23 protein-coding genes and 2 pseudogenes are annotated in these 22,738 nt (G+C 67.6%); 10 read left to right on the forward strand and 15 right to left on the reverse strand.

The window, feature by feature from the left end:
- Window positions 1-18 precede the first annotated feature (18 nt).
- A complete protein-coding gene (locus G154_RS15800; protein ID WP_019509968.1) occupies window positions 19-1,950 on the forward strand; it encodes an ABC transporter ATP-binding protein/permease in 1,932 nt (643 codons plus the stop codon).
- A gap of 12 nt (window positions 1,951-1,962) precedes the next feature.
- Here G154_RS15800 and G154_RS15805 read toward each other — a convergent pair whose 3' ends face one another.
- The 3 genes from G154_RS15805 to G154_RS15815 are packed head-to-tail and all read right to left on the reverse strand — an operon-like array spanning window position 1,963 to window position 4,693.
- Window positions 1,963-3,444 carry an FAD-binding protein gene (locus G154_RS15805; protein WP_019509967.1) on the reverse strand — a complete coding sequence of 494 codons (1,482 nt, stop codon included), beginning with the start codon at window positions 3,442-3,444 and terminating at the stop codon, window positions 1,963-1,965.
- A gap of 19 nt (window positions 3,445-3,463) precedes the next feature.
- Window positions 3,464-3,958 carry a VOC family protein gene (locus tag G154_RS15810; RefSeq protein ID WP_019509966.1) on the reverse strand — a complete coding sequence of 165 codons (495 nt, stop codon included), beginning with the start codon at window positions 3,956-3,958 and terminating at the stop codon, window positions 3,464-3,466.
- 45 nt (window positions 3,959-4,003) lie between these two features.
- Window positions 4,004-4,693: a TetR/AcrR family transcriptional regulator gene (locus G154_RS15815; RefSeq protein ID WP_019509965.1), complete on the reverse strand. Its 690-nt coding sequence runs from the start codon at window positions 4,691-4,693 to the stop codon at window positions 4,004-4,006.
- Between the two features lie 100 nt (window positions 4,694-4,793).
- On the opposite strand from G154_RS15815, the gene G154_RS15820 reads away from it, so the two are divergent.
- On the forward strand, window positions 4,794-5,234 hold the full coding sequence (locus G154_RS15820; protein ID WP_019509964.1) for a nitroreductase/quinone reductase family protein: 441 nt from the start codon (window positions 4,794-4,796) through the stop codon (window positions 5,232-5,234).
- Here the strand turns inward: G154_RS15820 and G154_RS15825 are convergent.
- The 5 genes and pseudogenes from G154_RS15825 to G154_RS15845 form a co-directional block, all read right to left on the reverse strand.
- On the reverse strand, window positions 5,147-5,917 hold the full coding sequence (locus G154_RS15825; protein ID WP_023985861.1) for a hypothetical protein: 771 nt from the start codon (window positions 5,915-5,917) through the stop codon (window positions 5,147-5,149). The genes G154_RS15820 and G154_RS15825 overlap by 88 nt on opposite strands.
- Before the next feature lie 153 nt (window positions 5,918-6,070).
- Window positions 6,071-6,229, reverse strand: a pseudogene (locus tag G154_RS26035) (LysM peptidoglycan-binding domain-containing protein); the annotation flags it as partial.
- A 135-nt stretch (window positions 6,230-6,364) separates the two neighbouring features.
- Window positions 6,365-7,771 carry an FAD-binding oxidoreductase gene (locus G154_RS15835; RefSeq protein ID WP_019509961.1) on the reverse strand — a complete coding sequence of 469 codons (1,407 nt, stop codon included), beginning with the start codon at window positions 7,769-7,771 and terminating at the stop codon, window positions 6,365-6,367.
- 30 nt (window positions 7,772-7,801) lie between these two features.
- Window positions 7,802-8,782 (reverse strand): sterol desaturase family protein, encoded by a 981-nt coding sequence (locus G154_RS15840; protein ID WP_019509960.1) that lies wholly within the window; start codon window positions 8,780-8,782, stop codon window positions 7,802-7,804.
- Window positions 8,783-8,811: 29 nt separating this feature from the next.
- Entirely contained in the window at window positions 8,812-10,365 is a 1,554-nt protein-coding gene (locus G154_RS15845) for a carboxylesterase/lipase family protein (protein WP_031601526.1), read from the reverse strand.
- 147 nt (window positions 10,366-10,512) lie between these two features.
- On the opposite strand from G154_RS15845, the gene G154_RS15850 reads away from it, so the two are divergent.
- Window positions 10,513-10,854, forward strand: coding sequence for a multidrug efflux SMR transporter (locus tag G154_RS15850; protein WP_019509958.1), 342 nt, complete (start codon window positions 10,513-10,515; stop codon window positions 10,852-10,854).
- A complete protein-coding gene (locus tag G154_RS15855) occupies window positions 10,854-11,177 on the forward strand; it encodes a multidrug efflux SMR transporter (RefSeq protein WP_019509957.1) in 324 nt (107 codons plus the stop codon). The genes G154_RS15850 and G154_RS15855 overlap by 1 nt, the downstream gene beginning before the upstream one ends.
- Here the strand turns inward: G154_RS15855 and G154_RS15860 are convergent.
- Entirely contained in the window at window positions 11,146-12,348 is a 1,203-nt protein-coding gene (locus G154_RS15860) for an MFS transporter (RefSeq protein ID WP_023985862.1), read from the reverse strand. The genes G154_RS15855 and G154_RS15860 overlap by 32 nt on opposite strands.
- Before the next feature lie 81 nt (window positions 12,349-12,429).
- On the opposite strand from G154_RS15860, the gene malQ reads away from it, so the two are divergent.
- From malQ to G154_RS15875, 3 genes are all read left to right on the forward strand, one after another.
- Window positions 12,430-14,538, forward strand: a complete 2,109-nt coding sequence (gene malQ / locus G154_RS15865; RefSeq protein ID WP_019509955.1) for a 4-alpha-glucanotransferase — start codon at window positions 12,430-12,432, stop codon at window positions 14,536-14,538.
- Window positions 14,539-14,602: 64 nt separating this feature from the next.
- The gene (locus G154_RS15870; protein ID WP_019509954.1) at window positions 14,603-15,043 is read left to right on the forward strand and encodes a hypothetical protein; all 441 of its coding nucleotides are present in this window, start codon (window positions 14,603-14,605) and stop codon (window positions 15,041-15,043) included.
- A gap of 22 nt (window positions 15,044-15,065) precedes the next feature.
- Window positions 15,066-16,490, forward strand: coding sequence for a serine/threonine-protein kinase (locus tag G154_RS15875; RefSeq protein WP_023985863.1), 1,425 nt, complete (start codon window positions 15,066-15,068; stop codon window positions 16,488-16,490).
- A gap of 4 nt (window positions 16,491-16,494) precedes the next feature.
- Here the strand turns inward: G154_RS15875 and G154_RS15880 are convergent, their stop codons facing one another.
- The gene (locus tag G154_RS15880) at window positions 16,495-16,968 is read right to left on the reverse strand and encodes an NUDIX domain-containing protein (RefSeq protein ID WP_023985864.1); all 474 of its coding nucleotides are present in this window, start codon (window positions 16,966-16,968) and stop codon (window positions 16,495-16,497) included.
- Window positions 16,969-17,053: 85 nt separating this feature from the next.
- On the opposite strand from G154_RS15880, the pseudogene G154_RS15885 reads away from it, so the two are divergent.
- Window positions 17,054-17,770 (forward strand): annotated as a pseudogene (locus G154_RS15885) (SGNH/GDSL hydrolase family protein); the annotation flags it as partial.
- A gap of 75 nt (window positions 17,771-17,845) precedes the next feature.
- Here G154_RS15885 and G154_RS26040 read toward each other — a convergent pair.
- Genes G154_RS26040 through G154_RS15895 form a run of 3 tightly spaced genes read right to left on the reverse strand, consistent with a single transcriptional unit; the run spans window position 17,846 to window position 19,701 of the window.
- Window positions 17,846-18,214, reverse strand: coding sequence for a DUF732 domain-containing protein (locus G154_RS26040; protein ID WP_081650017.1), 369 nt, complete (start codon window positions 18,212-18,214; stop codon window positions 17,846-17,848).
- Window positions 18,215-18,254: 40 nt separating this feature from the next.
- Window positions 18,255-18,848 carry a hypothetical protein gene (locus tag G154_RS15890; RefSeq protein ID WP_045546470.1) on the reverse strand — a complete coding sequence of 198 codons (594 nt, stop codon included), beginning with the start codon at window positions 18,846-18,848 and terminating at the stop codon, window positions 18,255-18,257.
- 52 nt (window positions 18,849-18,900) lie between these two features.
- A complete protein-coding gene (locus tag G154_RS15895; protein ID WP_023985867.1) occupies window positions 18,901-19,701 on the reverse strand; it encodes a ketosteroid isomerase family protein in 801 nt (266 codons plus the stop codon).
- Window positions 19,702-19,738: 37 nt separating this feature from the next.
- On the opposite strand from G154_RS15895, the gene G154_RS15900 reads away from it, so the two are divergent.
- On the forward strand, window positions 19,739-20,095 hold the full coding sequence (locus G154_RS15900) for a hypothetical protein (RefSeq protein WP_019509948.1): 357 nt from the start codon (window positions 19,739-19,741) through the stop codon (window positions 20,093-20,095).
- 64 nt (window positions 20,096-20,159) lie between these two features.
- Complete coding sequence (locus G154_RS15905) at window positions 20,160-20,564, forward strand: hypothetical protein (protein WP_019509947.1); 405 nt, start codon at window positions 20,160-20,162, stop codon at window positions 20,562-20,564.
- A gap of 41 nt (window positions 20,565-20,605) precedes the next feature.
- Here the strand turns inward: G154_RS15905 and G154_RS15910 are convergent, their stop codons facing one another.
- Together G154_RS15910 and G154_RS15915 are read right to left on the reverse strand one after the other, a co-directional pair.
- A complete protein-coding gene (locus tag G154_RS15910; RefSeq protein ID WP_019509946.1) occupies window positions 20,606-21,685 on the reverse strand; it encodes an NADH:flavin oxidoreductase/NADH oxidase in 1,080 nt (359 codons plus the stop codon).
- Window positions 21,686-21,690: 5 nt separating this feature from the next.
- Window positions 21,691-22,674: an amidohydrolase family protein gene (locus G154_RS15915; protein WP_019509945.1), complete on the reverse strand. Its 984-nt coding sequence runs from the start codon at window positions 22,672-22,674 to the stop codon at window positions 21,691-21,693.
- Window positions 22,675-22,738: the final 64 nt, after the last annotated feature.

Consider the following 22,738-nt stretch of genomic DNA (forward strand, 5'->3'; position numbering starts at 1 on the left):
AGCCTGTACCTTGCCCGCATGGACATGTTCACCCCGACGCTGGACTGGGGCAGTGAGCTGGGCACCTCACTGATCTGGATCGCCAAGGCCTGGACGATAGCGGCGGTCAGCACCGTGATCGTGCTGATCCTGCTGGCGAAGTTCACGGTCTGGGGGCGGCAGTTCTGGCGCATCACTGGCGCCTACTTCACCGGCCGGGAGTCGGTGAAGGCGTGGCTGTGGCTGGGTGCCATCCTGCTCTCGATCATCTCCGGTGTGCGCTTGGACGTGCTGCTCAGCTATTACGGCAACGACCTGATGACCGCCGCGCAGACCGCGGTGCAGGGGGTGGCCGCCGGCGACGACGCGGTCCGCCAATCCGGTATCGACGGGTTCTGGTTCTCGATCCTGATCTTCGCGGTACTGGCCACCATCCACGTCTGCCGGGTGCTGCTCGACATCTTCATGATGCAGCGGTTCATGCTGGCCTGGCGGGTGTGGCTGACCGGTCGGCTGACCGATGACTGGCTCGACGGCAAGGCCTACTACCGCAGCCGGTTCATCGATGACACCATCGACAACCCCGACCAGCGCATCCAGGCCGATATCGACATCTTCACCACCAACGTCGGACCGCTGCCGAACACGCCGAACAACACCAGTGGCTCCACACTGTTGTTCGGGGCCATCAGTTCGATCGCGTCGGTCATTTCGTTCACCGCGATTCTGTGGAACCTGTCCGGAAATCTGTCGGTGTTCGGCGTCAACATCCCCCGCGCGATGTTCTGGATAGCCATCGTCTACGTGTCCGTCGCGACCATCATCGCGTTCTGGATCGGCCGCCCGATCATCCGATTGACCTTCGACAACGAGCGGTTCAACGCCGTCTTCCGCTACGCCCTGGTGCGGCTGCGCGATTCGGCGGAGGCGGTGGCGTTCTATCGAGGCGAGATCGCCGAGCGGGTGCAGTTGCGCCGACGCTTCGAGCCGGTCGTGTCGAACTACAAGCGCTATGTGAACCGGTCGATCGCCTTCAACGGCTGGAACCTGACGGTCAGCCAGCTCATCAACCCGTTGCCGTGGATCATCCAGGCGCCCCGACTGTTCGCCGGTGAGATCAAACTCGGCGACGTCTCGCAGACCTCGTCGGCGTTCGGCAACATCCAGAGCTCGCTGTCGTTCTTCCGCAACTCCTACGACGCGTTTGCCGGCTGGCGCGCCTCGATCATCCGCTTGCACGGCCTGGTGGTGGCCAACGAGGAGGGCCGGGCGCTCAACGAGCTCACCGTCGAACCGTGCGGCAGCTGCCCCGTCGAGATCCGCGATGTCGCGGTGAGCACGCCCACCGGCGAGATCCTGGTCGAAGACCTGAACCTGCAGATGCAGTCGGGTGACACGCTGATCGTCACCGGCCAGTCCGGCGCGGGCAAGACCACCCTGCTGCGCAGCCTGGCGCAACTGTGGCCGTTCGCCACCGGAACCCTGCGGTGCCCCGAAGGTGCCAACGAGACGATGTTCCTGTCCCAGATGCCGTATGTGCCCCTCGGCGATCTGCGAGCGGTGGTGTCCTACCCGAAGGGTCCCGACGAGTTCACCGACGAGGAGCTCATCACCGCACTGGACAAGGTGGCGCTCCCGCAATGCGCCAGACGCCTTGCCGAAGTGGCGGATTGGGTCAAGGTGCTCTCCCCCGGCGAGCAGCAGCGCGTCGCCTTCGCCAGGGTGCTGCTGACCAAGCCGAGGGTGGTGTTCCTCGACGAGGCGACCTCTGCCCTCGACGAGGGCCTGGAGTTCACGATGTACGACCTCGTGCGCCGCGAGCTGCCCGATACCATCCTGGTCAGCGTCACCCACCGCAGCACCGTGGGCCAGCATCACGAGCAGCACCTGCACTTGTTCGGCGGGGGCAAGTGGGTGCTCGGCGATGTCGATCCCGAGACCGGAAAACCCAAATCACCCCTGCCTAACTGAGCAGAGAGCGGGTCAGCGCGCGGCGGCGTGCCTGCCCGCTCGGCGGCCGAAGAACGAACCCTCGCCGAGCTGGACACCGCTGGCATATCCCTTGCCATCGCGCGCGATATTGGATGCGCACGCACCGGCGGCATACAGACCCGGGACCACCGCGCCGGACTCGTCGAGGACCTCACCGTCCAGCGATACCGTCAAACCGCCCATGGTGAACCCGGAGTACATCGCGACACCGAGGGTCAGGTCGAATGCCGCGAACGGCCCGGTGTCCTGCGGGGCAAGGTAATCCGGCTGCTTGTGGAAGTCGGGATCGACACCGGCAGCCGCATCGGCGTTGTACCGCTCCAGCGTGGCGGCCAGGTTGCCGGACGGAATACCCAGTGCCTGCTCGACTTCGGCGATGGTCTCGTAGCCGTCGATGAATTTGATCAGCGGCATCTCGGGCATCTGCATGTGTGCCTCATCGACGATCAAGTAGGCGGCGTGATCGGGTTGTTCGAGCACGAACGCCGATGTGCGCGAGTGATAGGAGTCCTCGGCGACGAACCGGCGGCCGTCCTTGTTGACGATGACACCGGTGAGCAGGATCTCCGGCGGGTAGGCCGCGGCGGTGATGAATGCCTGATCCAGATTCTTGGCAACACCGCCCGCGGACACACCGAGCTTGATGCCCAGGCCGTCGTCGTTGGGGTTGCCGAGGATGTAGGGCGCCACCAGGCCGTGATGCTTGGTCTTGCGCTCCTGACCCAGTTCCGGCGTGTAGTGCGCCACCATCTCGGCGTTCATCGCGAAGCCGCCGGCGGCGATGATCACCGATTTCGCCTTGACCGCGCCGGTTTCGGTGAAGTGCTTCCAGGCCACCCCCTGCACCGCACCGTCGGCGACCACGAGGTTCGTCGCACCGGTCTCGTAGCGGAACTGCACCCCGAGCTCCGCGGCGCGTTTGAGCAGTAACTGGATCACCATGTCGGCGCCGCCGAGTTCGCCGGGAACCGGCACCGAGTGACCGCGCGGTGCGGGCTTGGCCTGATCGATGAAGGGCCACACCTTCTCGTTGCCGGTGTAGGACAGACCCTCGGTGCCCGGCGGGACCACCACCTTGCCCGGGTAGTAGCTTCGCTCGAACTGAAAGCCAAGGGACTCAAGCCAATCGAAGTGCTCGACGCTGTGGTCGCAGTAGGCGCGGATCTTGTCCAGTTCCGGGTCCTCGGTGACGGCGACCAGGTATTTGTACATCTCCTCGGCACTGTCCTCGTGTCCGGTGGCCTGCTGTACGGCCGTCCCGCCGCCGAGGTAGAAATGCCCGCCGGCCATCGACGTGGTACCGCCGGCAGCGGCCGCCTTCTCCAGCACCAGCACCCGAGCCCCGTTCTCGGCCGCGGTCACCGCCGCACATCCACCGGCGATACCGAAACCCACGACGACGACATCGACGTCATCGGACCAGGAGCTGACGTCGGCCACGCCGATGGTTGCCGGGATCTGCTGCAGGGTCATCGTTGTCTCCTCGGGCGCATCACTGCTGTTGTTGTTTCACGTGGTCGAAAAAGGCCTGGATTTCGGGCGGTATGTAGGCGATCTCCACGAACGGCACGCCGGCGTCGGCGCCGCTGACGTATCCGAAGTGCATACCGCCGGGCATCACACCCCTGGTGACGACCGGCGCACCGGCTGCCGCCGCATCGTCCAGCGCGGCCTCGAAGGCGTCCACATCCGGCACGGCAACGCAGATGTGGTGCAGCCCCGCACCGTGTGCGGCCAGGAATTCGGCATAGATGCTCTCTCCGCGTACCGGCGCGATGAGTTCGAGCTGCAGGTCACCGGCGTAACTGAGCGAGATGTCGGCGACGAAGTCTGCGGGTTCCCCGCGATGGGTGCACGTATCCGGACCGAAATGCACGTCGGGCATGCGAACCCATGTTCTGGCACCCGACAGCGCACTGAGCATCTGCTCGGTGGCAGTCAGGTCTGCGGTCACCCAGGCAACCTGGACAGGTGTCTGATCATGCATCGCAGTGAGGATATCGCCAGCGGCCGACAACCGCTAGAACAGGTTCTAGTTTGCCGGGAATTCGCTGCTCACCATGCGCACGAACATTCCCAGCTGAGCATCGAAGACCGCGCCGGGATCACTGAGCGTGTCGGCTCCGTACTGCCCGAAGATCTCCAAGCTGATCGCGCCGACCACGGTCGCCCAGGTCGACAGACAGGCCAGCATCAGCCGGTCACCGCCGGGGAACCCGAACTCCGCGCGGATGCCCTCGAAATCCGACGAGATCGGTTCACCCATCGAGTCGTCCGGGCTACCCACGGCCCCGCTGCGCACCCCGTCGGCAATGATCGACAACAAGGTGGCGACGACCCGGGTTCCCGGACCCACCGTCAACTCCGGGGGCGCGTGATATCCGGGCACCGGGCTGCCGTAGAGCAACGCCCACCGCGCGGGCTGAGCCACCGCCCACGCGCGAACCGCGCGCGCCAGCGCGACGAGCCGGTGATCCCAGTCCCCTGCCAGCGCGGCGGCGTCCACCGCATCCGCGAGGTCGTCGTAGGCGTCGACGAGAAGCAAGGTCAGCAGGTCATCTCGACTGGCCACGTACCGATACACCGCCGAGGACACCATGCCCAGCTCTCGGGCGATGGCGCGCAGCGACAGCCCGGCGGCACCGTCGGTGACCAGATGACGGCGGCCGACCTGCACGATCTGCGCCTCGATACGGTCCCGCGCCTCCTGCCGCTTACCCACGGCACCAGTCTGCCACAAACGAGAACAGTGCTCTTGCTTTTTCGCACCCAGGGTGCCATCGTCAAGAGAGAGCAGTGCTCACATCATCTTTGGAGGAACGATGACCGTTCGATACGACGAACCCGGCCGCGTGGCCCGGGCAGCCAATACGCTGATCCGGCAACTCGCCGAACTGGGCATCGAGATCGCGGGCAGCCGCGCGTTACGCGTCCGCGGCCGCAGCACCGGACAATGGCGGACGGTGGTGGTGAACGTCTTGACCGTCGACGGCCGCGACTACGTGGTCGCCACCCGGGGGAACACCCAGTGGGTCCGAAACGCCCGGGCCGCCGGCGAGGTGTTCACCGGGCCGCGATGGAGGCGCAGACGCCGGAGCGTCGTGGAGATCGTCGACGCCGACAAGCCCGAACTCCTCCGGCGCTACCTGGATCGCTGGTACTGGGAGGTCAAGGGTCACGCGGGCGGGTTGACACCCTCATCGAGCGAGTCCGAGGTCAGGGAGATCGCGGCCTCGATACCGGTGTTCGAACTGGCCGGCTGAGTGGCGACCGCCTCGCGGATCCGCGGCACCGTGGCCTGCCAGGACACCGCGGTGGGCGCACCACCCCAGGTGCTGTTGAACAACCCGACGATGGCAGCCCTTCCGTCGGAAGTAAGGACGTAGACCGGACCTCCGGAGTCGCCCTTTTGGCTGACCACACCGTCTTTCATGGTGAACCAGCCGTTGTTGACCACGCCGACCGTGCCGCAACTCTCTCCGGTGACGATGCCGAAATGACAGACGGGCCGACCTGGCTGCTGGACCGCCAGCGCCTGGTCGAGAACCAGCGACCGACCGCCGGGAAGCACGGTGTTGACCTCGACGTCCGGGTTCAGGGTGATCGCCCCCCAGTCGGCCAGCTGATGATCACCGGTCACCGTCGCGCCGTCGGGGGTGTTGTCGTCGAAGAGGGCCATCTCGCCGAGGGCATTGCCGAATCGGTCGGTGACGGGCCCCGCGCCGCGGCAATGCCCGGCAGTGAAGGCCACCCGCGCCGCGGGGTCGACGAACCCGAGAGTGCACATGGTGGTGCCCTGCCGGATTTCCATGCCCGGGTGCACGGTGACTGCAGGTCCGGCGGCGACAGGTCCGGCGGCGGCAGGTTCGGCGGCGGCAATACCGGCCGGGGACACACCGACCGCGGCGGCCGCGGCGATCATTGTCAGGAAAAGCCGTGCGCGCATCCAACCCTCCGATCCTCCACCCCTCCGGGACGAAATTACCGGGGTGCTGACGGGTGAATCGGATAACGGTCAGATCTCGTTACATCACAAGTCGTGTAACGACCCGCGTGTCACAACAGTCACACCAGTAACATGGCGTAACGTTCGGCGGCCCTACGGAAGGGTCAAGATCTGACCAGGATGGACGAGGTCGACATCGATCAAGCCGCTCGCTTCGGCGATGCGCTGTTGCTCGCTGCCGTCCCCGTAGAACCGCTCGGCGATGCCCCACAGCGTGTCGCCGGACACCACGACGTAGGTCCGTGGGCGTGGTGGCGCTACCGGCGAGCCCAGTGCTGGTCTCTTGGCGCGCTGAAGTCGAATCCCCATGTCGTTCTCCCCTCGTGGCCCCAGCCTAGAGACCACGAGGGCAGTCACGGGAGGTATTTGCACACTGCGGCCGGACCGTCAGGAATCGAAGCCCAGCCCCAGCTTGTCCAGGGTGCGTAACAGCACATTGCGCCGGCCCGCGGAATGGTCGGCGCGATCCAGTGACCACCGCGTCGCCTGGATCCCCACCGATGCGAACGGTTCCGGCGGGAATGGCAGCGGTTTCTTGCGGACCATCTCCAGTCGGGTGCGCGGTGTCGGCGTGCCATCCAACAGATCGAGACAGACGTCCGCGGCAAAACGCGTCGCGCCCACCCCCAGCCCGGTGAACCCGTTCACGTACGCGACCCTCCCCCGGTGCGCGGTACCCCAGTGCGCGCAGAATCGGGTGTTGGTATCGATCGCCCCCGCCCAGCGGTGACTGAAGCGGACGTCATCGAGCTGGGGGAACGTGATGAAGAAGTGCTCGGCCAGCCTGCGATAGGTCTGCGGCCGGTCTTCATAGGTGGGATCGACCCGGCGACCGAAGTGATACACCGCGTCGTAGCCGCCCCAGACGATCCGGTTGTCCGCGCTGAGCCGGTAGTAGTGGAATTGGTTGGCACTGTCGCCGACGCCCTGCCGACCGGTCCAGCCGATCCGCTCCAGTTGCGCTGCGGTCAGCGGCTCGGTGGACAACACGTAGTCATATACAGGAACGGTGTACCAACGATTGCGGCGCAGCAGACTGGGAAAGACGTTGGTGGCCAGGATGACCCGGCTCGCCGTCACCGTGCCCGAGCCGGTGCCCACGCGCAGGGCACCATCGGCGGACTCCAGCGATAAAGCCCGTGTGTGCTCGTGCATCTGCACGCCGGCGGCCAGGCAGGCCCTGGCCAGCTCCATGGCGAGTTTGGCCGGGTGCACCAGTGCGCAACTGTCCGGCTCGTAAAGCCCGGCCCGATAGGTCGGCGAGTGGACCTCCGCGCGCACCTGCTCCTGGTCGAGGAATCGTCCCTCGCCTGCGGCGGCGGATTCGGTGAGCCAGTCCACCTGGTGCGGCTCGGTGGCCACCGAGAGCATCCCGGTCCGCTCCCAATCGACGTCCAACCCGAGCCGTTCGATATCGGCGGCCATGCCATCCAGGTTCGCCATTCCGAGCTCGGTGAGGGTGTCGAATTCGGCTGCCCACCTTGATCGTCCGTTCTCGGCACCGTGGGTGAGGCTGGCCTCGACGAAACCACCATTGCGGCCCGAGGCCGCCCAGCCGATCCGGTCCGACTCGACCAGCACGATGCGGCGGTCCGGATACCGTTCGGCGGCGTGCAGCGCCGCCCACAGCCCGGTGTACCCGCCACCGACGACCAGCAGATCGCAGCTCTGCGACCCGACCAGAGGTGGATGGTCCGGGCGTGCGATATCAAGCCACATCGGGGCGAACACGCTTGCCGCCAGCGACCGTTCGACCAGCGCGGGGTCGACAGGGGCATCGAAGACTGTCCTCACCAGGGCGACACTACGTGGTGAACGGGCGGTTCAGTGCGCAGCCGACCCGACCGACTCGGTGCTGCGGGTCGGGGTCCACCCCGGCGGACCGAAGACGTATCCGAGCTTGTCTCGCAATCCGCGGGCGCTGCGCACCGCACGGGCGATCTTGACGTACTCATGGGTCTGCAGTGTCCAGATGTTGAAGGTGTCGACCTGCGTGGTCAACCCGTAATGCGGTCGGAACAGCTCATCCTGGTAGCTGCCGAACATCCTGTCCCACAGGATCAGGATCCCGCCATAGTTCTTGTCGAGATACTCGGCATCCATGCCGTGGTGCACCCGATGGTGCGACGGCGTGTTGAAGACGAATTCAATTGGTCGCCAAAGCTTGTCGATGCGTTCGGTATGCACCCAGAACTGGTAGACGAGGTTCACCGAGAAGCTCGCGAACACGATCCACGGCGGAACACCGAGCAAGGGCAGCGGAATCCACATCAGGATCTCGCCGCTGTTGTTCCACTTCTGACGCAGGGCGGTGGCGAAGTTGTAGTACTGGCTGGAATGGTGGGCCTGGTGGGTGGCCCAGATCAGTCGTACCCGATGCGCAGCCCGGTGATAGGCGTAGAACAACAGGTCCACGCCGAGCAACGCGATCACCCAGGTGTACCACCGATCCGCCGGGAGCTGCCATGGCGCCAGGTAGGCGTAGATCGCCGCGTAGCCCAGCAGCGCCGTGGCCTTCCACGCCGCGGTGGTGACCACCGAGACCAATCCCATCGACAGGCTCGTCCAGGCGTCGCGACGCTGGTAAGCGCCCGCGGGGCTGCGCTGGTCTGCGCCTGCGGCGCTGCGCTGGTGTGCGTCTGCGGCGCTGGGCCGGGCTGCGTGGGGCTCGGACTCGAGGTGTTCGAGCCGGCGCGCCGCCGCCCATTCCATGACGAGAAGCAGCAGGAAGAACGGGATGGCGAACAGGACCGGGTCGCGCATCTGCGCGGGCAGCGCGGAGAGCAATCCCATGACGGCGTCCATCCACGGAGCCTAACCGCAGCGGTGCCGGATCAGCGGAAGCTCAACACCTCGGTCCCCCAGGTGCTGCGCTGGATATGGTCCGGATCGAACGCCAGCTGATCATCGCGCCCGATCAACAGATTGACGCGGTTCTTTTCGTCATATGGGCGCCACCGCGGCCCCTCGTCGGCATCCGGTGACCCACCGCGCGCGAAATTGCACCAGCGCTGCCGCATCCTGTGTGAGACCTCGGTGCCTGCGCCGAGACCACCGAGCTTGAATGTCGGGTCACGACGCCCGGCCACCAAATTGCCCCACACGTAGGGCAATTCGGTGGCATGCGCGCCGCCCAATCCGAGAACACGGAGCATGGGGGTGGACCAGTCGAACCGGTACATGTACACCGGCGCGACCACGCTGTGGCCCTCGGCGAACCAGATCGAGGGCATCCGGAAGCCGATGTCACGTGCGACGCCGAGACCGGGTTTCTTGCCGCGCCCGCGGTAGACCGCCGCGATCTGGGCCGGGGTGGGGATCTGCAGGTCGGGTTGTTCGGAAGCGATCGCGGTGAACATCTCGCTGATGGCCTGCCCGCTGATGGGTAGCAGCGGCGAGCGCATCCACCGGAACAACGCCGCCTCGTGCTCGTTGGTGCCGATGATCAGCGGAACCGGCAGCGTACGGCCCGATCTGGCGACGTTCACCGGGTAGTCGGGCACGATGTCACCGTCGACGATGGGGGCGAAGCCCAGGGTGCCCGGCGCCAACCGCGGCACATCGTTGAACAACTCCTTGGCCGCGGCGATGATGGCAGTCACCGGCAGCTCGCTCAACTGGTCCGATTGCCGTGCCGTCATACCGAGCTCGCCCAGGAACTGCTCACCGATCCGCTGCGCGCGCTTCTGGTCGTAGACCGAGGTGACCGGCGAACTCTGGGCGATCGCGCGACTGAACAATCCCTCCGCGGCGGGGCTGGCCAGCAGCGTGGTCACCACGCCCCCGCCCGCCGACTCACCGAACAGCGTGACCCGATCCGGGTCGCCGCCGAAATTGGCGATGTTCTCGCGCACCCACCGCAACGCGAACAGCACATCGCGCAGGCCGGTGTTGGTCTCGAAACCCTCGCCGAGCCACGACAGGTCCAGGAAGCCGAACGGGCCGAGCCGGTAGTTCACCGTCACCACGACGACATCCCCGCCGGCGGCCAGTTCGCGCCCGTTGTAGAGCGGCTGGGCACCCGAACCCAGGATGTAGGCGCCGCCGTGCACCCACACCAGGACCGGCTTGTGCGCATCTCCCTCGGGCCCATCTCCCTCGGGCCCATCGCCGCGGGTCGGAGCCCAGATGTTCACCGTCAGGCAATCGGCTCCCTGCGGCGCGCCCAGATCCAGCGGGATCCGCGGGTCGGTGGGCTGCGGGCACACTGGGCCGAGCACGGTGGCATCGGCCGGTTCGGTCCACGGTTGCGGCGGTTGGGGCGCACGCCAGCGCAGCGGACCGACGGGCGCGGCGGCATATCGAACCCCCAACCAGCGGGTGACGACGCCGTCGCCGGTGCCACGCACCGGGCCGTTAGTGGTCTCGACGACCGCGGTGTCGTGCATCGAGAATCTTGTATCGGTCACATCCTCCATAGTGGCACCGCCGATCTCGGGTGCACCGATACGTGACGGGGTCCATATCTCCCGCTCGCACGTCGCCACCACCACCCGACACCTGCCGCAGGCCGGGCGCACCGCTAAGTTGGCGCCGTGCGTAAGTGGGCTCTGCTGGGCGGAGCGATCACGACAGAGGTCGGCGGAACACTGTCGCTACGTGCCTCACAGGACCATTCCGGTTGGCTGACCCTGGTGGTCGCCGGCTACCTGTCGTCGTTCATCTTGATGGCCGCGGTCCTCCGGACCGGGATGCCCGTCGGGGTGGCCTACGGAATCTGGGGCGCGACGGGCACCGCCGTCACCGCCGTCGCCGCGTCCCTGATCTTCGGTGAGGCGTTCACCTGGCCGCTGCTGGCCGGCATCGCGCTGATCATCGCCGGCGTCCTGCTGGTCGAATTCGGCTCCCACGACGGGCCCTCCGAGGTGACCCCGTGATGTGGCTGGCGCTGGCCGGGGCCATCGGGACGGAAGTGCTCGCCACCTTGTCGCTGCGGGCATCCGATGGTTTCCGCCGCCGCCGGTGGATCGTCCCGGTGGCGGCCGGCTATCTGGCGTCCTTCTATCTGTTGTGGGTCTCGCTGTCGTTAGGGATGCCGGTGGGGGTTGCCTATGGCATCTGGACCGCGTGCGGTGTCGCGCTGGTGGCCGTCGCCGCACGGGTGCTCTTCCGTGATCCGCTGACCTGGCGGATGGTGGCGGGCATCGCCCTGATCATCGCCGGTGTGCTCACGATCGAGATGGCCGGCGTGGCGCACTGAGCACGCCGGGCACACAGGTCAACACGGCGACCAGTAGTCCCACCGCCGGCACCAGCAGCAGTCCCACCCGCAGCCCGGCAGCATCGGCGATCAGCCCGATCACCGGCGGCGAGGCGACGAACCCCAGCCGCATCAGCCACGCCACCGCCGTCAGTCCGGTACCCGGCCGCAGCCCGGGTAGTCGATCGGCGCCGTGCATCGCCGCAGGCACCAGTGTCGCCACCCCGAGGCCGACCGCCGCAAAACCGGCGATCGTGCCGGGTACCGACGGAAACGCAAGGGCCAAACCCATACCGGCCGCCATCACGAGTCCCCCGGTCCTGGTCACGATGCGCTCGCCGAACCTGTCCACCAGGCGATCACCTGTCAGCCGCCCGACGAACATGCACCCGATCAACGCGACGTACCCGAACACCGCGACCGCCCCCGGCGCGCCGAGCCCATCGCGCAGATAGAGCGTGGCCCAGGTGCTGCCGACATCCTCGATGACGGCCCCCGCGATGGCCACGACCACCAGAACCGCCAGCAACGCATACGCCGGAAGATGGGCCCGCCGCCCCAACCCGGTGGAACCGCCGCGGTGATCGTCGGCTCGATCGGGTCCCGGCAACAGGAACGGATAGGCCGCCAGTGCCACCGCCGCGAACACTGCTGCGGCGATGGCCAGGTGCACTGAGCGCCCGAGCCCCAGGGCGATGGCGGCGGCGCCCATGGATCCGCCGAGGATGCCCCCCGCGGCCCAGACGGCATGCAGCGAATTGATGATCGAGCGGCCATAGGTTTGTTGAACCCGCAGGCCATGCACGTTCTGCGCGACATCGGTCACGGCATCGCAGGCGCCGGCAAAAAAGAGTGCGGCGGCCAGGAACGCAGGCGTGCTCGCCGAACCGGCGGTCGCGATCAGCACTGCCAGGAGTACAGATGACCCCACCGCAGTGCGGGCCGATCCGAACCGCCGGACGGTTGCGCCGGCGGCCAGTCCGGCGACCAGCGCACCGGCGGCGAAAGCCGCCACCACCGCCCCGTAGCCGGCATTGGACAGCGCCAGATCGCTCTTGATCTCCGGGTACCTCGGCAGCAGGTTGGCGAACATCGCTCCATTGGTCAGGAACAGCGCTCCCACGGCGATCCGGGCCCGCCGGGCCGGGTCGGTAGTGGCTCCTGGCGGCATGCCCGCCGACGATACTGACACCACGCGCAACGGTGCCCACCGGTCCGGCGGCGACGCGGCGGATCCGGCAAGATTGCGAGCATGACCGAATTGGCCGAGCTCGCACAGCGGTACGCGGTGGCAACGGAGTTCGTCGACTGGCGTGGCCGCAGCGTTCCGGTGCCCGAGCACACGCTGGTGTCCGTGCTCGCCGCGCTCGGGGTGCCGGCCGATACCCCGGCCGACCGGGAGCACGCCGCGCGGACGCACGACCGTGAGTATTGGGGCGATGCCCTGCCACCGACGGTGGTGGCCCGCTCGGGCACCGCGTCGTCGTTCTGGGTGCATGTCACCCACGGCCGGCCGGTCGATGTCTGGGTCGAGCTGGAGGACGGCTCCGTGCGCACCGAGCTGCGCCAGCTCGAAAACAATCGTGCGCCATATGATCTGGACGGGCGGACAATCGGCGAGGCCACCTTCGAGCTGCCTGCCGATCTGCCGCCCGGATATCACCGCCTGCATGCCAGGACCGACACCGGCGAGACCGACACCACCGTGATCGTCGCACCCGCCGTGCTGGCGCCGCCGCGCAGGCGGCACTGGGGTCTGGCCACCCAGCTCTACAGCGTCACCTCCGAACAGTCTTGGGGCACCGGCGATCTGACGGATCTGACCGATCTTGCCGTCTGGTCGGCGGCTCGCCATGGCGCGGGATTCATCCTGGTCAATCCATTGCACGCCGCCGCACCGGTGGCGCCGATGGAGCCGTCGCCCTATCTGCCGACCTCCCGCAGGTTCGTCAATCCGCTGTATCTGCGGGTCGAGGCCATCGACGAGTACGCCCAGCTGCGTAGGCGCGGGCCACTACGCAAGGCCCGCGCCGAGTTGGCCGGCCGCGCCCGACGCCGCGACGGTATCGACCGGGACGCGGCGTGGAAGGTGAAACGTGCTGCCTTGCAACAGGTGTACCGGGTGCCGCGATCCGCGGGCCGGGACCTGGCGTACGCGGCATTCCGCGATCGCGAGGGCCGCAGCCTCGACGACTTCGCCACCTGGTGCGCACTGGCCGAAGTGCACGGGCCGGACTGGCACACCTGGCCGCAAAAGCTGACCCATCCCGACAACCCCGAGGTCGCGGCTTTCGCCGCCGCCAACGAGGCGGCCGTCGACTTCCACCGCTGGCTGCAATGGCAACTCGATGATCAGCTGACCACCGCCCAGGCCCGAGCCACCCAGGCCGGCATGGGCCTGGGCATCATGCACGACCTCGCCGTCGGGGTCGATCCCGACGGCGCGGATGCCTGGGCATTGCAAGATGTGCTGGCGCGCGGGGTGAGCGCCGGGGCGCCGCCGGACGAGTACAACCAGCTCGGCCAGAACTGGTCACAACCACCGTGGCGGCCCGACCAGTTGCGACGAACCGGCTATGCGCCGTTCCGCGCCCTGGTCAACGCGGTACTGCGCCATGCCGGCGGGGTCCGGATCGATCACATCATCGGGTTGTTCCGGTTGTGGTGGATCCCCCAGGGTGCGGCGCCGACCGAAGGCACCTACGTGCGCTACGACCATGATGCGCTGATCGGCATCGTGGCGCTGGAGGCATATCGCAGCGGCGCGGTCGTGGTCGGCGAGGATCTGGGCACGGTCGAGCCGTGGGTGCGTGACTATCTGCGCGACCGCGGATTGTTCGGTACGTCGATCCTGTGGTTCGAACGCACCGACGGGGGCGCACCGCTGCCCGCCGAGCGCTGGCGCGAGGCCTGCCTGTCCGCGGTGACCACCCACGATCTGCCGCCGACAGCCGGTTACCTGGCCGGTGAGCACATCCGGCTGCGCGAGTCGCTGGGGCTGCTGACCCGGCCGGTCGACGAGGAGATCGCCGACGATCGGATCGAACAGCAGGCCTGGCTCGACGAACTGCGCCGGCTCGGTCTGCTCGGCGAGCAGCCCGATATCGACGAGATCGTCCGTGGTCTGCACGCCTTCCTGGGCCGCACACCGTCGAAACTGCTGGCCTTGGCCTTGCCGGACGCGGTCGGCGACCTCCGCGCGCAGAACCAGCCGGGCACCACCGACGAGTACCCGAACTGGCGTGTGCCGCTGTCCGGGCCCGACGGTGAGCGCATGTCCCTGGAGGACGTGTTCACCGATCCCCGCGCCAATGCTCTTGCCGAAGTAATGAAAGCCCAGGTGCCGGCGATGGACACGTGACTGGAGTTTCTACAGGTGTGGTTCTGCGATATGTTCGCACCGCACCGCGACACCCGGAGGTCACGTGAAGAAGCTAATCGGCTTGGGGCTGGGCGCCTGCGCCATCGCATCGGCGGCGATCGTCACCGCAGGCACGGCGAGCTCGGACCCGCAGGCGGCGCAGGCCGCGTACAACGTGGTCGGCGAACCGTACGGCAAGGCCGTGGCGATCCTCAAGAGCATGGGCATTCCGTCGATGTTCGGCGGCGCGGTGGGCAGTGACATCCAACAGAGCATGTGCATCGTGGAGAAGCAGAAGTACATCCCGTCCGGGAAGATGCAGCTGATGCTCAATTGCACGCAGGCGGCTTTCGACGCCGCCGGCGCCAGCCGGTCCACCGGATCGGGCCCGGGTGGACGCACGGTCGGCGCGAACGGTGTGACCACCGTGACCCCGACCCCGATGCCGCCGGCCCAGGCCGGAGTTCCCACCTCGCCGGCGCCCGTTCCTCCGCCGGCTGGCTGAGTCCGGCGTCTAGTATTCGCCCATGCCATTGGCGCCTGGCGCAACGTTCGCCGGATACACGATCGTTCGCGCCCTCGGCGCCGGCGGGATGGGTGAGGTCTACCTCGCCCAGCACCCACGACTCCCGCGCCAGGACGCGCTGAAGATCCTGCTCGCGCAGGTGTCGACCGATGACGAATACCGCCAACGTTTCGAACGCGAGGCGGATATCGCGGCCACGCTGTGGCATCCGCACATCGTCGGTGTGCACGACCGCGGTGAGAGCGACGGTCAGCTGTGGATCGCGATGGACTACGTTCCCGGCACCGACACCTCACGCCTGTTGCGCGAGGAGCACCCACAGGGTCTGCCCCCACAGCAGGTCATCGAGATCGTCACGGCGGTCGCCGAGGCGTTGGACTACGCCCATCAGCGCAATCTGCTGCATCGGGACGTCAAACCGGCCAACATCCTGATCTGCGGTCCGGAGTCCGGCGACCGACGCATCATGCTGGCCGATTTCGGTATCGCGCGGTGGTCCGACGATGTCAGCGGGCTGACCGCGACCAACATGACCGTCGGCACGGTGTCTTATGCGGCGCCCGAGCAGCTGATGGGCAATCCCGTGGACGGCCGGTCCGATCAGTACGCCCTGGCGGCCACGGCCTACGAGCTGCTCTCCGGAACACCACCGTTCCGCAACTCCAACCCGGCGGTGGTCATCAGCCAGCATCTGTCGGCCTCGCCACCTGCGATCGGCAGCCGGCGCCCCGAACTGGCGCACCTGGACCCGGTGTTCACCAAGGCCCTGGCCAAGGAGCCCGGCGAGCGGTTCGACCGGTGCACCGACTTCGCACGCGCACTCGGCCACCAGCTGGCCGGTGACATCTCCGAGCAGACCACACTCGCACCGGCACCCAAGAAGCCCAAGGTGCGCAGGCAGCGTCCCGCGGCCGCGATCATGGTTGCCGGGGTTCTCGCGGTCCTGCTGTGCGTCGCGATCGTGGTCGCCGCATTCGAATTCGGCCGCGCCGACGACGAGCGTCCGGAGGCCGCCCCGGCCACCACCTCCAGCGCCCGGCCGTCCAGCACGGCGGCCCCCGCGCCGCCACCGGTGGCGAGCACGACCACCTCCGCCCCTGATCCGACCGTCACGGTCACCACCGATGTGACCGAACCGGCCACCGCCGCGGTGGTCGGTGCCGATTGCGGCCCACTCGGCGGCACGGGCACCACCGCCGAGGGCACGACGGTGTACTGCGAGACCCTGGCGGGCACCCAGGCGACCATCTGGTCGCTGACGCAGGGGCCGGTGGCGAGTCCCACGGTGACCACCGAGGCGCCGGATCCCAGCGAGGAGCCACTACCGGGGGTTCTGGACCCCTCGGTGCGGGTGTGCATGCAGCAGACCGGTCAGACCCGACGAGAGTGCCGCGAGCAGATCCGCATCAGCAACGGGTCGCCCTGATACATCAACCGGCCCGGCCGGCCAGCCGCTCCATCAGTTGATCCAGCAGTGGCCGTTGCCCTTTGAGCAGTTTGGCGCGGGCTTCTGCGACGGTGAACCACTGCACGCGGTCGAGTTCCGGGTACTGCCGGATACGACCGGAGCCCCTTGGCCATTCCAATTCGAAGGTGTTGCTGACCGCGTTCGTGACATCGAGATCCGCCTCGACCGCGAACGCGGTGACGATCTTGCCGCTGGGCTGACGCAGTGGCGGGAAGTCCATTCGCGCACCGTCGGGCACCGGCAATCCGATCTCCTCGGCGAACTCTCGGCTGGCCGCGGACCAGGCGTCCTCGGACTCGTCGAACTCACCTTTCGGAATCGACCATGCGCCATCGTCTTTGCGCGCCCAGAACGGGCCGCCGGGGTGTCCGATCAGCACCTCGGCCATACCGTCGGTCACGCGGTACAGCAGCACCCCTGCGCTTGCACGTGGCATCAGCGCAGCGTAGTCCACGACCGCGCCGACGGGTCTCGGCGAGCACCATGGCGGTGTCGGCGCTACAGTGACCACCGTGGCCGGCATCCGGTACAGCAGGTACGTCGCCGTGGGTGACAGTCAGACCGAAGGCCTCTGGGATGTCGACGAATCCGGGGCGCTGGTCGGATTCGCAGATCGACTGGCGCGCATGATCGCGGCCGAATCCCCTGGCCTGCAATATGCCAACCTGGCGATCCGGGGTAAGCGCATCGCCGATGTGCTCGATGTGCAGCTGCCACAGGCCCTGGCGATGCAGCCCGATCTGATCACGGTGTGCGTAGGCATGAACGACGTGACCCGACCCGGCCGGAAATTCGACCGTGCTCTCGGCGACCTGGACACCCTGCACGAGGCGTTGGCGTCATCGGGTGCCACGGTGGTGACCACCACGTTCCCCGATATCACCAAGATCCTGCCCGCCGGCCGATTGCTGGTGCCGCGGGTACTGCGCATCAACGACGTCATCCGCGGCGCTGCGGACCGGCACGGTTTCCGGCTGGTCGACCTCTACACTGCCGCGGCGATGACCGATCCCGCGGTGTGGAGCCCGGACCGGGTGCACGGTTCCACCGCCGGGCATGTGCTGTTCGCCGCGGCGGCGGCAGAAGCCCTGGAACTGGCTGGGGCCGATCATGATTGGGCTCTGGTGGCGGCCGGCGACGATTACCGATCGCTACGGTCCCGGATGACGGCGCAGCTGGCATGGACGCAGAACATGTTCATGCCGTGGATATGGCGACATATGCGGGGCCGCAGCGCCTTTCACGGGCACCAGGCGCGGAATCCGCAGCTGGTGCCGGTCCCGGCGAGCTCAGCGGCACAGGAGCAACGACATTCAGCGGCCGAACGGGTCGAAGCCGAAGATCTTGCCGTCGCCGATACCGGCCACGGCCGCCGGGCAGAACATCGAGATCGCTACGCCGGTGAACATCGTCGCGGGGCCCAATGACATGCCCGCACGATCGGCGACCGTGGCCGCGGCATTGGCGACGTTCTGGCCGGGCGCCGACAGCATCGGGCAGACCGACTGACCCAGCGCCAGCGTGTCCACCGCGTTGAGCGTGGCCGGTGCGGTCACCCCGGCGGCGTCGAGTGCGCCGAGGAAGACATCGGCCGCCGAATCCGCATGTGCCGGACCGGCGAGCCCGAGGGCAAGACCGGCCGTCGCCACGGTGGTGAGCACACAGGTGTTGATTCGACGCATGGGTGACCATGCTAGGGCACCATCGCGGCCTACCGCGCCCTCAGCTGTGCCAGGCACCGTCGATCTGCTGGGCGACGTCGATGATTCTGGCCGCCCTGGCCCCGGGACTGTCGATCTCACCGGCCACATGGGCCGAGATGAACCGCTTGATCTCGGCGTCGATACCGGCCATCACGCGCAGCACCTCGGCCCGCAACGTCCCCGACGTCACGTGGATGGCGATATCGCGGGGCCCCGGCTTACCGACATCGAGGATCAGCAGCAACGGTTCGGCGGCCCGCGCGATGGCCTGCAGCGAGATCTCCCCGAACACCAAGAAGCGCGGTTTGTCGATCCGCAGGTCGATCACCATGTTGATCTCCAACGGGATGCGGATGTCGAAGGAGATGGCCTCGCCCACGTGGCGCGTCACGCGCGGGTACTGCACGCGCACCCGAGCGGTCACCTTGGCGATACCGCCCGGCCCCTGGCCCATCGGACCCATTTCGAACTCGTCACCGGCGATCGCCCCGATGGCGTCGGCGACACGCTTCTCCGACACCGCGACGTCGAAGAAGTGGCGGCCGAACTCCTCGTAGCTGATGTACCTGGCCGACGCGCCGGTGGCGGGGTCCGCCGGTGAGGAACTGTCCATGATGATCACTACCGTCTCACGTGGCACATGCGACCGTGCGCGACACACCCATCTAGCCGGGCGCCTCGGTGAACAATCGCACCCGTCGCACCCGGCTGGGCCGGACTCCCACCTCGGTGATCAGGACTGCTGCACCGTCGGTGCCGGTCAGACTGACGACGACATGCCGGCCCGCGGTCAGGATCGTCCGCCGGCGTTTGCCCGCGAGCGCGGCCACCAGTTCGCTGGGTCGCAGCCGGCCGAGATCACCGGTGGTGATCTCGGCGTCACCGAGCCCCCGCTTGACCGTCATCTCGTCACCGGCGATCGCATCGTCGACAAGTTGCCCGATCAGCCGCCTGCCGCGGGCTCCGACACCGTTGACCCCGGCGACGAAGCCCAGTGCACCCGCCGGACCCTGGTTGGCCAGCAGGGAACGGGTCAGGGCGATGGCCGCGGGGAAGGCGGCCGGACCGTTGCGGGTGAACTTCCATGCCATCGCGGGTAGCTCCCAGTAGGCCCGTAACCGGTCGATGGCCAGCGCGTCACCGACCTCGGCGAGGTCATAGCGCAACAGTGCCGGGATGCGCATTGTCACCGACGCGTTCATCGCGACCTCCAGTACCAGGTCACGCAACACGGTGGTGCCGCAGACGATGTCGATATCGCGATGGAAGGTGATGTCCCGCGGACCGATGAAGGTGTCATAGAACTGTTCGATCTCGGACCGACCGGTGTGCGGGCGCGACCCCACCGGATCCTCGATGCGCGCCCCCGCGGTGAACAGGCCCACCCATCCCGCCCTGTCGTGCGCGGCGGCGGCCACCGGCGAGCGTTCCACCGCTGCCAGAACCGCTGATCGTGTTGTGGACATATCCTTGGGTACCACCCCTGTGCGAAGGAGGACGGCAATGAGCCAGAACGGGCCGTTCGGTATCGACCCAGAAGAGTTTGACAGGCTCGCCCGCGAAGCCGGCGAGGGACTGCGAGATGCGCTGGACAGGTTCGGCAAGAGGGCAGGCTGGTCGACGCTGATCGACCAGTTCACCGCCCAGGCCACCCCGGCGGCGCCGGAGACCACCGGGGACGCCGGTGACGGGGTGTGGGCCATCTACACCGTCGATGCCGCGGGCGGTGCGCACATCGAAGAGGTCTACCCCAACGAACTGCAGGCGTTGCGGGCCAACAAGAACAACACCGACCCGGCCAGACGGGTGCGCTTCCTGCCGTATGGCATCGCGGTCAGTGCGCTCGACGCGCCGGAATAGCCACCATCGCCCGGCCGACACCACTAGGCTTTGCCGGAATGATCGACCACGGTGAGGGCGGGACATGTTTCGTGAACTGACGGTTGCTGCTTCGACCATCGTCGCCGCGGTGGGTTTCGCTGTCCCTGCCGCCGCCGATGACGGATCCGGCCAGTACCCCAATGATGTGCCCGGCATGAACTACCACGCGGCACTCGGTGCACCGTGCGAGAACACCCAGCTGTTCACGTTCGGCCGCGGCCGCGGTGGCCAGCCGATGAAATGCAGCTGGATCCCCAATCAATGGCCGCCGGTGTACACCGGTTTCTGGACGATGTCCTACGACCTGCACGGTGTGCAGGAGGTGGGTGCGCCGTGCTCGGTGCCCCAGGGTGCGGCCCAGACGGCCGACGGCCGGCCGATGTTGTGTCTGGGAGCCCGCGGATGGCAGCCAGGGACCCTGACCGGCGACGGGTTCTTCCCTGCCTGATGGGGGCGACCCCCGAACGGACCCCGGTCGACCGAAGCCGGTCAGGCGAAGGCGCGGCGGTAGGCGGGCGGATGACGCAGTTCGGCGCCCAGTTGCCGCGCTGCCTGCCAGACCCAGCCCGGGTTGCGCAGTAGCTCCCTGGCCAGGAACACCGCATCGGCTTGCTCGCCGGCGATGATGCTCTCGGCCTGTTCGGCGTCGGCGATCAGGCCGACAGCGCTGGTGGGGATCTCGGTCTCCTTGCGGACGCGAGCGGCGAACGGCACCTGGTAGCCCGGGCCGACCGTGATCCGCGCATCGGGGACCGATCCCCCGCTGGACACGTCGATCAGGTCCACGCCGAGCGTCTTCATACGCGCTGCGAGCGTCACGGTCTCTGCGACCGTCCACCCCGGACGCGGGTCCTCGGTATCGCCGCCGAGCCAATCGGTCGCCGACACCCGGAAGAACAGCGGTAGCTCCGGCGGCCACACCGATCGCACGGCGCCGACGACCTCCAGGGCAAAACGCATCCGGTTTTCCAGCGTGCCGCCGTACCCGTCGGTGCGGCGGTTGGATTGCGGAGAGAGGAACTGGTGGATCAGGTACCCGTGTGCACCGTGGATCTCCAGCACCTTGAAACCGGCTCGCGCGGCCCGGCCCGCGGCGTCGGCGAATGCCGTTGTGATGGAGCCGATCTCGTCGATACCGAGTTCAGCGGGAGTCGGCAGACGACCGAACGGCGCAGCGCTGGGCCCCACCGTGGGCCAGCGCTGTTCGTCGACTCCCCACGGACGCCCGGTGGAACCCTTACGGCCGGCGTGCACGATCTGGATACCCGGCACGGACCCCTGCGCGGTGACGAATTCGGCGATGCGACGCAGACCGTCGGCCTGCCGCTCGTTCCACAGACCGAGGTCGAACACGCTGCTGCGGCCCACCGGGTGCACGGCGGTCGCCTCCACCATGATCAGTGCCGCTCCGGCGACGGCACGCGAACCGAGATGTTGCAGATGCCAGTCGGTGGGCGATCCCTCGTCGGGACCCGAAGGTACGGCGGCGAACTGCATCATCGGCGACATCCATGCCCGGTGGGCGAAGGTCACCGAGCGCAGGGTGAGCGGGCTGAACAACCGTGTCATGTCCGCTACTCCTGATCCAGGCCGAGGTATGCCATGGCGGCCCGGATGATGCTGTCGCGCCCCGGACCGTGGTCGACGGCAAAGCGGGCCGGATCGGCATCGGCCATGTCGAACGGATAATCGCTACCGCAGACCACCTTGTCGGTGCCTGCGAGCGTGCAGAGCAGCTCCAGCTGGGCCGCTCCGTGCGTGACGGTGTCGAAGAACAGCTCACCGAACACCTCCTGCGGTGCACGCGCCCCGGCGGCCCGGACATCGGCACGCGCCCGCCAGCCGTGGTTCCATCGGCCGAGAAGACCTGGGGCGCAACCGCCGCCGTGCACGAAACAGATCCGCAGGCCCGGCAGTTGGTCTTTGAGTCCGCTGAGGATCAGCGCGGCCACCGCGGTGGCCGATTCGGTCGGGTTGCCGATGAGGTTGTTCAGGTAGTAGTTCGCCCACTGCGGCTGCGGCAGTTGCATCGGGTGCACCAACACCGACAGCCCGAGCCGAGCCGCCTCACGCAGCACGTGCCCGAGGGCGGGACCGTCCAGGGACTCGTTGCCCAACAGCGGTGGGACTGCCACGCCGGCAATGCCTTCGGAGCCGGCCAGCTGTGTCAGCTGCGTGGTGACGGCCGCACTGTCGGCCAGACTGACCAGTCCCAGTCCGAGCAGCGCGCCGTCGGCATCGGCGACGACCTCGGTCAGCGCACTGTTGAAGGCGCCCACGTAGTCGTCGGCGGCGGCGCCCGGTTGCAGCGGGAACGCGAAGGGCGGTGCCGACAACACCCGAACCCCGACCTCGCTGCGGCGCATATCGGCACGGATGGCGGCGATATCGCTCATCGCGTCGGCGGCGATCGACAGTGGGATCTCGCCGAGAAAGAGTTGACCGTCGCGATCGTGCATGCGTCCGTGTGGGCCGGCGCCGGGGAGGTCGAACAACTCCCGCGGCAACCAGTGCGCGTGCACATCGATCACGCCGGGCGCCAGATCTGCGCTGATCATCGATACGTCCTTTCTCGGGAGTGCTTACGAGTGTCAGCCCCACGAGGACCATGCTCAATGTCGA

Source organism: Mycobacterium sp. VKM Ac-1816D, assembly GCF_000416385.1.
Classification (GTDB): Bacteria; Actinomycetota; Actinomycetes; order Mycobacteriales; family Mycobacteriaceae; genus Mycobacterium; species Mycobacterium neoaurum_A.